The sequence below is a fragment of the Kitasatospora sp. NBC_00070 genome (assembly GCF_045041205.1).
Taxonomy (GTDB): domain Bacteria; phylum Actinomycetota; class Actinomycetes; order Streptomycetales; family Streptomycetaceae; genus Kitasatospora.
In genome coordinates, this window is record NZ_CP108247.1 from 4,588,449 (window position 1) to 4,602,784 (window position 14,336).

Sequence of the window (14,336 nt, forward strand, 5' to 3'; positions counted from 1 at the left end):
AGGCACCATGACCACTGTGATCGAGAAGGCCCAGGCGACCGACCGCCTCGTCCCCGGCACGCCACTGCTCGAAGTGCGGGACCTGCACGTCGAGTTCAAGACCAAGGACGGCATCGCCAAGGCCGTCAACGGCGTCAACTACAGCGTCGGCGCGGGCGAGACCCTCGCGGTGCTGGGTGAGTCGGGCTCCGGGAAGTCCGTCACCGCGCAGACCATCATGGGCATCCTGGACATGCCGCCGGGCCGGATCACCTCCGGGGAGATCCTGTTCCGCGGCCAGGACATGCTCAAGATGAGCAACGAGGAGCGCCGGAAGCTGCGCGGCCGGAAGATCGCGATGATCTTCCAGGACGCGCTGTCCTCGCTCAACCCGGTGCTCAGCGTGGGCTACCAGCTCGGCGAGATGTTCCGGGTGCACGAGGGCGCCTCCCGCAAGGAGGCGAAGGCCAAGGCGATCGAGCTGATGGACCGGGTGCGCATCCCGGCCGCCAAGCAGCGGGTCGGCGACTACCCGCACCAGTTCTCCGGCGGTATGCGGCAGCGCATCATGATCGCGATGGCGCTGGCCCTGGAGCCGGACCTGATCATCGCGGACGAGCCCACCACCGCCCTGGACGTCACCGTCCAGGCCCAGGTGATGGATCTGCTGGCCGAGCTCCAGGCCGAGTACCACATGGGTCTGATCCTGATCACCCACGACCTCGGCGTGGTCGCCGATGTCGCGGACAAGATCGCCGTGATGTACGCCGGCCGGATCGTCGAGACCGCCCCCGTGCACGAGCTGTACGCCAACCCGGCGCACCCGTACACCGAGGGCCTGCTCCGCTCGATCCCGCGGTTGGACCAGAAGGGCCAGGAGCTCTACGCGATCCAGGGTCTGCCGCCCAACCTGCTGAAGGTGCCCGCCGGTTGCGCCTTCAACCCGCGCTGCGACAAGGCCACCGACCTGTGCCGCAGCGAGATCCCCGCGCTGCACCAGGTGCTCGACCGGGACGGCGCCGAGCTCGCCGGCCGGAAGAGCGCCTGCCACCTCTGGAAGGAGACCCTCCATGGCTGAGCCCATCCTGGAGGTCAAGGACCTGGTCAAGCACTACCCGCTCAGCCAGGGCATCCTCTTCAAGAAGCAGATCGGCGCGGTCAAGGCGGTCGACGGCATCTCCTTCGACCTGATGCGCGGTGAGACGCTGGGCATCGTCGGCGAGTCGGGCTGCGGCAAGTCCACCCTGGCCAAGGTGCTGATGAACCTGGAGCGGGCCACCGCCGGTCAGGTGCTCTACAAGGGCGAGGACATCTCCAAGCTCTCGGGCGCCGCGCTGAAGGCCGTCCGCCGCAACATCCAGATGGTGTTCCAGGACCCGTACACCTCGCTGAACCCCCGGATGACGGTGGGCGACATCATCGGCGAGCCGTACGAGATCCACCCGGAGGTGGCGCCGAAGGGCGACCGCCGCAAGGCCGTTCAGGACCTGCTCGACGTGGTCGGCCTCAACCCGGAGTACATCAACCGGTACCCGCACCAGTTCTCGGGTGGTCAGCGGCAGCGGATCGGGATCGCCCGTGGGCTGGCGCTCAAGCCGGAGATCATCATCTGCGACGAGCCGGTCTCCGCGCTGGACGTCTCGGTGCAGGCCCAGGTGATCAACCTGCTGGAGCAGCTGCAGAGCGACTTCGAGCTGTCGTACATGTTCATCGCGCACGACCTCTCGATCGTCCGGCACATCTCCGACCGGGTCGGCGTGATGTACCTCGGCAAGATGGTGGAGATCGGCACCGACGAGGAGATCTACGAGCACGCCACCCACCCGTACACCCAGGCGCTGCTGTCGGCGGTGCCGGTGCCGGACCCGACCGCACGGGCGAACCGGGACCGGATCGTCCTGGTCGGCGACATCCCCTCGCCGGCCAACCCGCCGAGCGGCTGCCGGTTCCGCACCCGGTGCTGGAAGGCGGAGGAGCGCTGCTCCACCGAGGTCCCGCTGCTCGCGGTGCCGTCCCTGGACGGTGCGGCGGCGCACGAGTCGGCCTGTCACTTCGCCGCCGAGCGAGTGCTCAGCACGGTCTGACCCAGCCTCAGCCTGACGACCCCACAGCTCACGCTGTGGGGCCGTCGGCGTTGTGGCCTCCACCCATCCGGCGGTACCACGGTCGCGCCGTCGGGCCGGTGCCCGTCGAATGGGGTGTGATGCGTCACAGACCTTCTGAGGAGGAGCCCTCCATGCCCGCAGCCACCAGAACCCGCTGGGCCGTTATCGGTGCGACGTCCGTGGCCCTGGTGGCCACCGGATGCGGAAGCAGCGGGAGCGGCGGCGGCTCGGCCGACGCCGGCAAGACCTTCAGCTACCAGAGCAGCGAGCCGCAGAACCCGCTCCAGCCCGCCAACGCCAACGAGGTGGGCGGCGGCCGGATCTCGCAGAACCTGTTCAAGGGTCTGGCCGACTACGACCCGGACAACGGCAAGCTGCGGATGCAGATGGCTGACAAGATCGACACCACCGACTCGAAGACGTTCAACGTGACGCTCAAGTCGGGTTGGACCTTCCACGACGGCACGCCGGTCAAGGCGAAGAACTTCGTGGACGCCTGGAACTGGGCGGCGACCACGGCGAACAACCAGATCAACAGCTCCTGGTTCTCCGACATCCAGGGCTACACCGACGTGCACCCGAAGAGCGGGGCCGCGACCAAGACCACCATGTCGGGCCTGACGGTGGTGGACGACACCCACTTCACCATCGTGCTCAACAACACGGTGTCGTACTTCCCGTACAAGCTCGGCTACGTCGCCTTCTCCCCGCTCCCGGACGGCTTCTTCGCCGACCCGACCGGGTACGGCCAGAAGCCGGTCGGCAACGGCCCCTACCAGTTCGTCAGTTGGGAGCACAACTCCCAGGTCGTCACCAAGGCCTTCGCCAACTACCAGGGCGTGGACAAGCCGAAGAACGGCGGTGTCGTCTTCAAGATGTACACCACCGCCGAGGCCGCCTACGCGGACCTGCAGTCCAACAACCTGGACGTGATGGACCAGGTGCCGCCGTCGGCGCTGGCCAACTACAAGAACGACCTCGGCGACCGGGCGATCGACGCCCCGCAGGGCTCGATCCAGAACATCGGCTTCACGCTCTACCAGTCCGACTGGGCCGGGGCGAACAAGGCCAAGGTCCGGCAGGGCCTGTCGATGGCGATCGACCGCGACACCATCACCAAGACGGTGCTGCAGAACTCCCGCAAGCCGGCCAGCTCCTGGGTGGCCGAGGGCGTCGAGGGCTACAAGGAGGGCATCTGCGGTGACTCCTGCAAGTTCGACGCCACCAAGGCCAAGCAGCTGATCACCGAGGGCGGCGGCGTCCCGAACAACAAGCTGCTGATCACCTACAACGCCGACGGCGGGCACAAGGAGTGGGTGGACGCGGTCTGCAACTCGATCCGGCAGTCCACCGGCGTCGACTGCGCCGGTGACCCGAAGACCGACTTCAAGACCGCCCGTGCGGCGATCACCGGACACACCATCAACGGTGCGTTCCGGACCGGCTGGCAGCAGGACTACCCGCTGAACGCCAACTTCCTCGCCGACGTCTACCGGACCGGTGCGGCCTCGAACGACTTCGGCTACAGCAGCCCGCAGTTCGACCAGCTGGCCAACACCGCCGACCAGGCCGCCTCGGTGCAGGCCTCGGTCACCGGCTACCAGGCGGCGGAGGCGGTGCTCGCCCAGGACTTCCCGGCGATCCCGCTCTGGTACTACCGGACCAACTCCGGCTACTCCACCAAGGTGCAGAACGTGAAGTTCGACTCCTTCGGCAACCCGGCCTGGACCCAGGTCGAGGTCAAGGGCTGACAGTCACCCCCGCCGGCCCCGCCTCCTGTGACCCAGGGGCGGGGCCCAGGCACTAGCCCTCTTGCGGAAGGAGGAACGATGGGCAGCTACGTCCTACGGCGAGTGCTGCAGATGATCCCGGTGTTCTTCGGTGCGACCCTGCTGATCTTCCTGATGGTCTACACCCTGCCGGGTGACCCGATCGCCGCCATGTACGGCGACAAGGCGGCCGACCCGGCGACGGTGGCCAACCTCCGGCACAAGTTCTACCTGGACCAGCCGCTCTGGAAGCAGTACCTGCACTACATGGGCAACGTCCTGACCCTGGACTTCGGCACCAGCTTCACCGGACGCCCGGTCTCCGAGATCATGGCCGACGCGTTCCCGGTCACCATCCGGCTGGCCCTGGTCGCCTTCTTCTTCGAGATCGTGATCGGTCTGACGCTGGGTCTGCTCTCCGGTCTCAAGCGCGGTTCGGTCGCCGACACCCTGGTGCTGGTGCTCACCCTGGTGGTGATCTCGATCCCGGTGTTCGTGCTCGGCTACATCGCCCAGACCATCTTCGCGATCGATCTCGGCTGGGTGACCGCGACCGTGCAGGACTCCACGGACATCACCCAACTGATCCTGCCCGGCCTGGTGCTGGCCTCGCTCTCGTTGGCGTACGTGGCCCGGCTCACCCGGACCTCGATCGGCGAGAACCTGCGGGCCGACTACATCCGCACCGCGACGGCCAAGGGCCTGCCCCGACGCACCATCATCAGCCGTCACCTGCTGCGCAACTCGCTGATCCCGGTGGTCACCTTCCTCGGGACCGACCTGGGCGCGCTGATGGGCGGTGCGATCGTCACCGAGGGCATCTTCAACATCGCGGGCGTCGGCAACATCCTCTACCGGGCGATCAACCAGAAGGAGGGCCCGACCGTGGTCGGCGTGGTCACCGTCCTGGTGCTGGTCTACCTGGTCGCCAGCCTGGTGGTGGACCTGCTCTACGCCGTCCTGGACCCGAGGATCCGCTATGCCTGACGTGCACGACGAGAACGACCCGAGGCCGGTCCCGCCGGCCGGCAGCAGCCACCTGGACTACGCGGGCAGTCAGGGCCTGCTGGTCGAGCAGGACACCATACTGGAGCCCGATCCGACCAAGCGCGAGGAGGCCCGCAGCCTCTGGGGCGACGCCTGGCGGGATCTCCGGCGGCGGCCGATCTTCCTGATCTCCGCCGTGCTGATCGTCCTCCTGCTGGTGATCGCGGCCTTCCCCGGCCTGTTCACCGACGCCGACCCGCGCCAGGCGGACCTGGTCAAGAACTACCTGCGCAAGCCGGACTGGGCCGACGTCTTCGGCGCCGGCTGGTTCGGCTACGACGGCCAGGGCCGGTCGATCTACGCCCGGGTGCTGTACGGCGCCCGCGCCTCGATCATCGTCGGTGTCTGCGTCACCCTCGCGGTCACCCTGCTCGGTGGCCTGGCCGGCATGCTGTCCGGGTACTTCGGCGGCTGGGTGGACGCGATCATCTCCCGGATCGTGGACATCTTCTTCGGCATCCCGCTGCTGCTCGGCGCCCTGGTGCTGCTGAACGCCTTCACCACCCGCACGGTGTGGAGCGTGGTCATCGCACTGGCCTTCCTGGGCTGGACCCAGATCGCCCGCGTGATGCGCGGCGCGGTGCTGACGGTCAAGCAGGCCGACTACGTGGTGGCGGGCCGGGCCCTCGGCGCGGGCACCAACCGGCTGATGTTCCGGCACATCCTGCCGAACGCGATCGCCCCGGTGATCGTGGTGGCCACCATCGCGCTGGGCGGTTACATCACCGCCGAGGCGACGCTGAGCTTCCTGGGCATCGGTCTGCAGGACCCGACCATCTCCTGGGGCGTGGACATCTCCTCGGCCCAGAAGGTGATCCGCACCGCCCCGTTCGTGCTGTTCTTCCCGGCCGCCGCGCTGTCCGTCACCGTGCTGGCCTTCATCATGATGGGCGACGCCGTGCGTGACGCCCTCGACCCGAAGCTGCGCTGAGAGCGAGGGACGCACCGATGACCACCGCAGTCGACACCGGCAAGCAGGTCCACGAGGCGCCCTACCAGGGGCCGCTGCTGGACGTCCGGGACCTGCACGTCGAGTTCAAGACCCGGGACGGGCTGGTCAAGGCCGTCAACGGGGTCAACTACAGCGTGAGCGCGGGGGAGACCCTGGCGGTGCTGGGCGAGTCGGGCTCCGGGAAGTCCGTCACCGCGCAGGCCATCATGGGCATCCTGGACATGCCGCCGGCCCGGATCCCGCAGGGCGAGATCCGGTTCCGCGGCCAGGACATGCTCACCATGGACAAGGAGACCAGGCGGCAGATCCGCGGCCAGAAGATCGCGATGATCTTCCAGGACGCGCTGTCCTCGCTCAACCCGGTGCTGACCGTCGGCTTCCAGCTCGGCGAGATGTTCCGGGCCCACCGGGGCGCCTCCCGGAAGGACGCCAAGGCCAAGGCGATCGAGCTGATGGACCGGGTGCGCATCCCGGCCGCCAAGGACCGGGTGGGGGACTACCCGCACCAGTTCTCCGGCGGTATGCGGCAGCGCATCATGATCGCGATGGCGCTGGCCCTGGAGCCGGACCTGATCATCGCGGACGAGCCCACCACGGCGCTCGACGTGACGGTGCAGGCCCAGGTGATGGACCTGCTGGCGGAGTTGCAGGCCGAGTACCACATGGGTCTGATCCTGATCACCCACGACCTCGGCGTGGTCGCCGACGTCGCGGACAAGATCGCGGTGATGTACGCCGGCCGGATCGTCGAGACGGCACCCGTGCACGAGCTGTACGCCCGCCCGGCGCACCCGTACACCCGGGGGCTGCTGGACTCGATCCCCCGGCTGGACCAGAAGGGCCAGGAGCTCTACGCGATCAAGGGCCTGCCGCCCAACCTGCTGCACATCCCGCCGGGCTGCGCCTTCAACCCGCGCTGCCCCCGGGCGCAGGACATCTGCCGCCAGGAGGTGCCGGCGCTGTTCCAGGTCACCGACCGGGACGGGGCCGAGCTGACGGGGCGGCAGAGTGCCTGCTTCTACTGGAAGGAGACCCTCGGTGACGCCTAACGGAGCGAGTGCGCTCGGCACCACGGTGCCGGAGGAGGTGGCCTTCCAGCAGGAGGTGCCGAAGGGCGAGCCGATCCTGGAGGTGCGCGACCTGGTCAAGCACTTCCCGCTGACCAAGGGCATCCTGTTCCGGAAGCAGGTCGGCGCGGTCAAGGCGGTCGACGGGGTCTCGTTCGACCTGATGCAGGGTGAGACGCTGGGCATCGTCGGCGAGTCGGGCTGTGGCAAGTCCACGCTGGCCAAGGTGCTGATGAACCTGGAGAACGCGACGGCCGGCTCGGTCCGTTACAAGGGCGAGGAGATCTCCCGGCTGAGCGGTGCCGCGCTGAAGGCGGTGCGGCGCAACATCCAGATGGTGTTCCAGGACCCGTACACCTCGCTGAACCCCCGGATGACGGTGGGCGACATCATCGGCGAGCCGTACGAGATCCACCCGGAGGTGGCGCCGAAGGGCGACCGCCGCAAGGCCGTTCAGGACCTGCTGGACGTGGTGGGGCTGAACCCGGAGTACATCAACCGGTACCCGCACCAGTTCTCGGGTGGCCAGCGGCAGCGGATCGGCATCGCCCGTGGGCTGGCGCTCAAGCCGGAGATCATCATCTGCGACGAGCCGGTCTCCGCGCTGGACGTCTCGGTGCAGGCCCAGGTGATCAACCTGCTGGAGCAGCTGCAGGGGGAGTTCAACCTCTCCTACATGTTCATCGCGCACGACCTCTCGATCGTCCGGCACATCTCCGACCGGGTCGGCGTGATGTACCTCGGCAAGCTGGTCGAGATCGGGAGCGACCTGGAGATCTACGACCACGCGATCCACCCGTACACCCAGGCGCTGCTGTCGGCGGTGCCGGTGCCGGACCCGACCGCGCGGGCCGACCGGGACCGGATCGTGCTGGTGGGTGACATCCCGTCACCGGCCAACCCGCCGAGCGGCTGCCGGTTCCGCACCCGGTGCTGGAAGGCCCAGCCGAAGTGCGCGGAGGAGGTGCCGGAGCTGGTGGTCCGGCCCTGGCTGCACGATCTGGCGGCACACGACTCGGCCTGTCACTTCGCTGCCGAGCGTGAGACCGACCTGGAGAAATGACGAAGGGCCGCCCCCGACGGGGGCGGCCCTTCCGCCTTCTACAGTTCCTTCGCTTCCCGGGGCTCCGGGACGGCGGCGGTGTTGCCGTCCTCCGGGAAGTGGCAGGCCGTCAGGTGGCCGGCCAGGTTGCCGGAGAGCTGCACCAGCGGCGGCTCCTCGGTGGCGCACTTGTCCTGCGCCTTCCAGCACCGGGTGCGGAACCGGCAGCCGGTCGGCGGGTTGATCGGCGACGGGACGTCACCGACCAGCCGGATCCGCTCGCGGACGTCGTCCGGGTCGGCCTCGGGCACGGCGGAGAGCAGCGCGTGGGTGTACGGGTGCCGGGGGCTCTCGTACAGCGACTTGCGGTCCGCGATCTCGACGATCTTGCCCAGGTACATCACCGCGACGCGCTGCGAGAAGTGCCGGACGATCGAGAGGTCGTGCGCGATGAACAGGAAGGCGATGCCGAGGTCCTTCTGCAGCTGCTGCAGCAGGTTGACCACCTGGGCCTGGATCGAGACGTCGAGCGCGGAGACCGGCTCGTCGGCCACGATCAGCTTCGGGCTGAGCGAGAGCGCGCGGGCCACGCCGATGCGCTGGCGCTGGCCGCCGGAGAACTCGTGCGGGAAGCGGTTGTAGTGCTCCGGGTTGAGGCCGACGGTCTCCAGCAGCTCCTGCACCCGGTTCTGGATGCCGCCCTTGGGGTTGATCCCGTTGATCTCCATCGGCGCGCCGATGATCGCGCCGACGGTCTGCCGCGGGTTCAGCGAGGAGTACGGGTCCTGGAAGATCATCTGGATCTCGGACCGGATCGGCGCCAGCTGCTTGCGGGAGGCGTGGGTGATGTCCTGGCCCGCGTAGGTGAGCTTGCCGTCGGTCGGCTCCAGCAGGCGGGTGACCACCCGGCCGAGGGTCGACTTGCCGCAGCCGGACTCGCCGACCAGGCCGACCGACTCGTTGGCGTACACGTCGAGGTCGATGCCGTCCACCGCGTGGACCGCGCCGACCTGACGCTTGAACAGCAGACCGTCCATCACCGGGAAGTGCTTCTTCACGCCGGAGAGCTGGAGCAGCGGGTCACCGGTGGCGGGGTTCGCGTCGGGCTTGTCGAGGGTCAGTTCGTTGCTCATGGTGTCGCCGTCCCTCTCAGCCGAGTCGGGGCTGGATCTGGTCGATGAAGATGCTCTGCTTCTGTCCCGTGGACAGGTGGCAGGCGGTGGCGTGCCCGGTCTCCGGGGCGAGCGGCGGACGCTCGGTGGTGCACTTGCCGCCGACCACCTGCTCCCGGTGGTCGCAGCGCGGGTTGAACGGGCAGCCGGTGGGCAGGTTGATCAGGCTGGGCGGGGTGCCCCGGACCGGCCGGAGCGGGACGTCCACCGGGCCGGTGAGGCTGGGCATCGAGGACAGCAGGCCCCAGGTGTACGGGTGCCGGGGGTTCTTCAGCACCTCGCGCACGGTGCCGCGCTCGACCGCCCGGCCCGCGTACATCACCATGATGTCCTGCGCGGTCTTGGCCACCACACCGAGGTCGTGGGTGATCAGGATGATCGCGGTGCCCATCTCCTGCTGGAGGTCCTTGAGCAGGTCGAGGATCTGGGCTTGGACGGTGACGTCCAGCGCGGTGGTCGGCTCGTCCGCGATGACCAGCTTCGGGTTGCAGACCAGCGACATGGCGATCATCGCCCGCTGGCGCATACCGCCGGAGAACTGGTGCGGGTAGTCGTCCACCCGGGTGGTCGGCTGCGGGATGCCGACCTTGGTGAGCATCTCGATCGAGCGGTCCCGGGCCTCCTTCTTGCTGGCCCCGGTGTGCTTCCGGAAGGTCTCGCCGATCTGCTTGCCGATGGTGTGGAACGGCGACAGCGCGGTCAGCGGGTCCTGGAAGATCATCGACATGGTGGCGCCGCGGAGCTTCTCCAGCTCCTTGGCCGGGGCACCCACCAGCTCCTGGCCGGCCAGCCGGATCGAGCCGGTGATCTCGGTGCTGTCCGGGTTGTGCAGACCGAGCACGGCCAGGTTGGTCACCGACTTCCCGGAGCCGGACTCGCCCACGATGCCGAGCGTGGTGCCCGGCTCGACCTCGAAGGACAGGCTGTCCACGGCCCGGACCACGCCGTCCTCGGTGCTGAAGCGGACCGAGAGGTCACGGACGGAGAGGAAGGGCGAGCTGCTGCTGCCGCCGCGGTCGGCGGCCGCCTCCTCGGGCTTGGCCAGGGTGGTCATGGACGGGGCTCCTCGGTGTGGTACGTGAGGTCGGGCGGGCTGGAACGGCCAGGGGGTGTCGGCCGTCAGGCCAGACGGATGCGCGGGTCGATCAGGGCGTACGCGGCGTCCACGATGATGTTGAAGACCACGATCAGGGTGGCGGCCACCATGGTGACACCGACCAGCATCGACAGGTCGGAGTCGACGTAGGCGCCGATCGCGAGCTGACCGAGGCCGTGCAGGCTGAAGGTGGTCTCGGTGATGATCGCGCCGCCGAGCAGGACACCGAGGTCGATGCCGAAGACGGTGACGATGGTGCCCATCGCACCGCGCCAGGCGAACCGGAGGAAGACCGAGCGGCCCGACATGCCCTTGGCGCGCGCGGTCCGGACGAAGTCCTCGGACAGCTGCTCGACCATGGAGGAGCGGGTCATACGGGTGTAGTTGGCGGTCCAGATCAGCGAGAGCACGATCCAGGGGACCAGCAGACCGGTGAACCAGGCGACCGGGTCCTCGGTGATCGGCGTGTAGGACGGCTGCTTCAGCCAGTCGGTGGAGTACACCAGCGCGAACAGGGCGAGCGGGCCGGCCACGTAGATCTGCATCGAGGAGGCGATCAGCGAGGCGGCGCTGGCGATCTTGTCGGCGGCCTTGCCCTGCTTGTGGGCGGCCAGCATGCCGGTGCCGATGCCGAAGATCAGGAAGACCACGGCCGAGCCGATGGTCAGCGACAGCGTGGTCGGGAAGCGGTCCAGCAGGACGTCGGTGATCATCTCCTGCTTGACGAAGGAGTAACCGAAGCAAGGGGCGTCGCAGCGACCGGCGGAGAAGTCACGGCCGGTGAAGATCCCGCTGAACCAGTGCCAGAACTGCATGATCGTCGACTCGTCGAGCCCCATGCTGTGCTTGATCAGGGCGAGGTTCTCGGGCGTGCAGACCTTGCCGCAGGAGAGGCGCGCCGGGTCCGCCGGAATGGCGAAGAACAGCGCGAAGGTGACCATGCTGATGATCAGCAGGATGACGAGTGCGCCGAGGGAACGGCGGACGAGGAAACGGAGCATGGGGTCGGGCTCTCCTGGTCGGGGCGCCGGCTGCGAGTGCGGTGGGCGGAGCAGGGCGGGTGGGGCGATGGCCGGACCACGGGGCGCCGGTGCTCGGGGATGTGCGAGACCGGCGCCCCATGGAACTACCGCTGGGCTGTTACTACTTGACGTAGATGTTCAGCGGGTACTGCAGGCCGAACAGGCTGTCGAACTTGACGCCGCCGAGGCCCGAGCCGTAGAGGCTGAGCGAGCGCTGGTAGACGTCCGGGATCGAGTAGGCCTTCTTCTGCAGCTCCTTGTCGATCGCGGCCCACGCCTTGCCCTGGGCGACCGGGTCGGCGATCTTGACCGCGTCGTCCATCAGCTTGTTGAGGGCCTCGTCGTTGACGTGCGCGTAGTTGGCCGCACCGTCAGCCATCGCGCGACCGTCCCACACCGGCTGCAGCGAGGTGTAACCGGTCGGCCAGTCGGCGCCCCAGCCACCCCAGTACAGGTCGTACTCGTTGTTCACGAGGCCGATGGCGTCGTAGTAGGTCTTGGCGTCGAGCGGCTTCGGGACGAACTTGAAGCCGGCCTTCTCCAGGGCGACGCGGATCGCCTCGGTGACCTTCTGCTGCAGCGGGGTGTTGTTGAAGGCGTAGACGATGGTCTGACCGGTCGCGCCGGCCTCCTCGAGCAGCTTCTTGGCCGCCTCCGGGTCGCCCTCGGGCTTCTTGAGGATGCCGTACTGGTCGTTGGCCTCGTAGCCGAGAACAGTCGGGCTCATGTAGTTGGTCGCGTAGTCACCGTAGCTGGTGCCGCCCTGGAGAGCGCGGGTCTGCTGGTGCGGGAACGCGCGGAGCAGCGCCTCGCGGACCTTCTGGTCCTTGATGCGGCTGTTGTTGATGTAGTAGTAGTCCACGTACGGGGTCAGGCCCTCGAGCGTGCGGGACTTGAGGGTCTCGTCGCCCTTCACCTTGTCGATGAAGGTGGGGTGGACCTGGTTGTGGAAGCTGAAGGTCGTCTTGTCAGCGCCGTTGTCCGCGATGAAACGCTCGGTGGACTGCTGCGACTGGACGCCGAACTCCATGTGCCACTTGTCCGGGTACGCGTTCCGGATCGGGTCGGTGGCCGGGTCCCAGTTGGGGTTGCGGACCAGGTCGAGCGACTTGTCGGTGACGTGCTCGGCGATCTGGTACGGACCGGAGGAGAACGGCTTCTTGTCGTAGGCCTCCTTGGTGTCCTGGGCCTTCGGCACGACGCCGTAACCGGTCATCGCCACGGTGAAGTTGGCGTCCGGGTGGACGTCCTTGAAGTTGAAGACGACCGTCTTCGCGTCCGGGGTCTGGATCGCGTCCAGCTCCTTGCCCTCGTACGGGCCCGGGTACGCCTCGCGGTACTTGTCGCTGGTCAGCCAGGTCTGGAGGTACGTCGGGCCGGACTTGATGAACGGCGCGAAGGTGCGCTCCACCGAGTACTTGACGTCCGCCGAGGTGATCGGGGTGCCGTCCTGCCACTTCACCCCGTCCTTCAGGGTGAACTTCCAGGTCTTGCCACCGTCGCTGGTGCTGCCGGTGTCGGTCGCGAGGTCGCCGACCAGCTTCGAGGTGCCGTCCGCCTGCAGCTTGTAGCCGGTGAGCTGACGGGTGAAGAGCAGCGAGGCCTCGCTGTTGTAGTTCAGGTAGACCTGGGCCGGGTCGAGGTGCGAGAAGTCGTCGCGGTCGATCATCGTGACCGTCCCGCCCTTCTTCGCGCCGGGCTCCGCGACGGCCGGGCCGACCGAGTCGGCGGCGGTGCCGACCGTGATCGAGGTGGCCGCGACCTTGGTCTTCGAGGGGTCGGACTTGGTGCCCGAGCTGTTGCCGCTGGAGCACGCCGTGGTGACGGTGAGGGCCCCGACAACCATGACGGCCGCGGCGAGCTGCCGCGACTTACGAGCGTTCATGTTCTTCCTGCCTCTTGAGTGCCAGATAGGTGGTGGGTTGCCCGGGGCGGGCATGCCGATCCCCCCGGAGTCTGTGGGTCTTGGTACGCGGCTCACCGACGACCGGCGACGGTCAGCGCTTCGTCTTCGGGTCGAAGGCGTCGCGGACGGAGTCCCCGAGCAGGTTGAAGGCGAGGACGAACAGCACCATCGCCAGGCCGGGGAAGAGCAGGAAGGTCACGTCGGTGCGCAGGTAGTCCGCGGCGATCGCGATCATCCGGCCCCAGTCCGGGGTCGGCTCGGTGACGCCGACGCCCAGGTAGGACAGACCGGCCTCGGCGGTCACGAACGCGGGCAGCGCCAGGGTGGACTGCACCAGGATCGGCGTCCACAGGTTGGGCAGCAGCTCCTTGAAGATGATCCGGAGCGGCGAGGCCCCGGTCACCTTCGCGGCCTCGATGAACTCCCGCTCGCGCAGCGACAGCGTGGTCGCCCGGAGGATGCGGGCCAGGCCCATCCAGCCCAGCAGGGAGAGCACGATGGTCACGGCCACGAACGGCAGCCAGGCCGGCTCCGCCTCGTCGCTCGCCACCATCAGGCTGATCACCACCGGCATGGTCGCGATCAGGAAGATCTGCGACGGGAACGACATCAGCACGTCGATGATGCGGCCGATGAAGTAGTCGGTCTTGCCGCCGAGGTAGCCGGCCGCGATGCCGATCGCCACGCCGAGCACGGTGGTCAGCAGCGAGGTGAGGAAGGCGATCAGCAGCGAGGTCCGGATGCCGTAGACCAGCTGCATGAACACGTCCCGGCCGAGCCCGGGCTCCAGGCCGAACCAGAAGTCGGCGCTGATGCCGCCGTTGGGCCCCATCGGCAGGGAGGAGTCGGTCATCAGACCGGGGGTCTCCTGGCCGTAGTGCGTGTTCGGGTCCTTGCCGTAGAGCATCGAGATCAGCGGCGCACAGACGGCGATCAGGATGAACAGCAGCACGATGGCGGCACTGACCACGCCGGTGCGGTCGCGCAGGAAGCGGCGCCACATCAGCTTGCCGGGCGAGAGCCCGCGGAAGACCGGGGCCGACGCGCCGTCGGTCGGCGCGAGGGTGTCGGCCGTTCCGAGTTCGTCGGCCTCGGGGGCCTTGGTGGGGTTAGTCATGGTGCTGGAGCTCCCGCCCGGGGTGTAGCGGCTGCAAAAAGGTGATCGCACGGACTCTTGCA

General features: G+C 68.1%; 12 protein-coding genes. 7 read left to right on the top strand and 5 right to left on the bottom strand.

The genetic code is table 11. The annotated features are described in order from the left end of the window. Positions 1-7: 7 nt before the first annotated feature. The 7 genes from OHV05_RS21195 to OHV05_RS21225 all read left to right on the top strand — a co-directional run bounded on the left by OHV05_RS21195 (position 8) and on the right by OHV05_RS21225 (position 7,982). The gene (locus OHV05_RS21195; protein WP_405019079.1) at positions 8-1,057 is read left to right on the top strand and encodes an ABC transporter ATP-binding protein; all 1,050 of its coding nucleotides are present in this window, start codon (positions 8-10) and stop codon (positions 1,055-1,057) included. Next, entirely contained in the window at positions 1,050-2,063 is a 1,014-nt protein-coding gene (locus OHV05_RS21200) for an ABC transporter ATP-binding protein (RefSeq protein ID WP_405019080.1), read from the top strand. Before OHV05_RS21195 ends, OHV05_RS21200 begins: the two co-directional genes overlap by 8 nt. Positions 2,064-2,215: 152 nt before the next feature. Next, the gene (locus OHV05_RS21205) at positions 2,216-3,835 is read left to right on the top strand and encodes an ABC transporter substrate-binding protein (protein ID WP_405019081.1); all 1,620 of its coding nucleotides are present in this window, start codon (positions 2,216-2,218) and stop codon (positions 3,833-3,835) included. Between the two features lie 78 nt (positions 3,836-3,913). Continuing rightward, the gene (locus OHV05_RS21210; RefSeq protein ID WP_403034533.1) at positions 3,914-4,840 is read left to right on the top strand and encodes an ABC transporter permease; all 927 of its coding nucleotides are present in this window, start codon (positions 3,914-3,916) and stop codon (positions 4,838-4,840) included. After that, positions 4,833-5,831, top strand: a complete 999-nt coding sequence (locus OHV05_RS21215) for an ABC transporter permease (protein ID WP_405019082.1) — start codon at positions 4,833-4,835, stop codon at positions 5,829-5,831. Before OHV05_RS21210 ends, OHV05_RS21215 begins: the two co-directional genes overlap by 8 nt. Positions 5,832-5,848: 17 nt before the next feature. Further along, positions 5,849-6,901: an ABC transporter ATP-binding protein gene (locus OHV05_RS21220; RefSeq protein WP_403034538.1), complete on the top strand. Its 1,053-nt coding sequence runs from the start codon at positions 5,849-5,851 to the stop codon at positions 6,899-6,901. A 25-nt stretch (positions 6,902-6,926) separates the two neighbouring features. Next, positions 6,927-7,982 (top strand): ABC transporter ATP-binding protein, encoded by a 1,056-nt coding sequence (locus OHV05_RS21225; protein ID WP_405021508.1) that lies wholly within the window; start codon positions 6,927-6,929, stop codon positions 7,980-7,982. A gap of 38 nt (positions 7,983-8,020) precedes the next feature. Here the strand turns inward: OHV05_RS21225 and OHV05_RS21230 are convergent, their stop codons facing one another. The 5 genes from OHV05_RS21230 to OHV05_RS21250 form a co-directional block, all read right to left on the bottom strand. Then, positions 8,021-9,094, bottom strand: a complete 1,074-nt coding sequence (locus OHV05_RS21230) for an ABC transporter ATP-binding protein (RefSeq protein ID WP_405019083.1) — start codon at positions 9,092-9,094, stop codon at positions 8,021-8,023. A 16-nt stretch (positions 9,095-9,110) separates the two neighbouring features. Then, complete coding sequence (locus OHV05_RS21235) at positions 9,111-10,187, bottom strand: ABC transporter ATP-binding protein (protein WP_405019084.1); 1,077 nt, start codon at positions 10,185-10,187, stop codon at positions 9,111-9,113. A gap of 65 nt (positions 10,188-10,252) precedes the next feature. Continuing rightward, positions 10,253-11,230: an ABC transporter permease gene (locus OHV05_RS21240; protein ID WP_405019085.1), complete on the bottom strand. Its 978-nt coding sequence runs from the start codon at positions 11,228-11,230 to the stop codon at positions 10,253-10,255. A gap of 142 nt (positions 11,231-11,372) precedes the next feature. Continuing rightward, positions 11,373-13,136 carry an ABC transporter substrate-binding protein gene (locus OHV05_RS21245; protein WP_405019086.1) on the bottom strand — a complete coding sequence of 588 codons (1,764 nt, stop codon included), beginning with the start codon at positions 13,134-13,136 and terminating at the stop codon, positions 11,373-11,375. A 112-nt stretch (positions 13,137-13,248) separates the two neighbouring features. Beyond that, on the bottom strand, positions 13,249-14,274 hold the full coding sequence (locus OHV05_RS21250; RefSeq protein ID WP_405019087.1) for an ABC transporter permease: 1,026 nt from the start codon (positions 14,272-14,274) through the stop codon (positions 13,249-13,251). Positions 14,275-14,336: the final 62 nt, after the last annotated feature.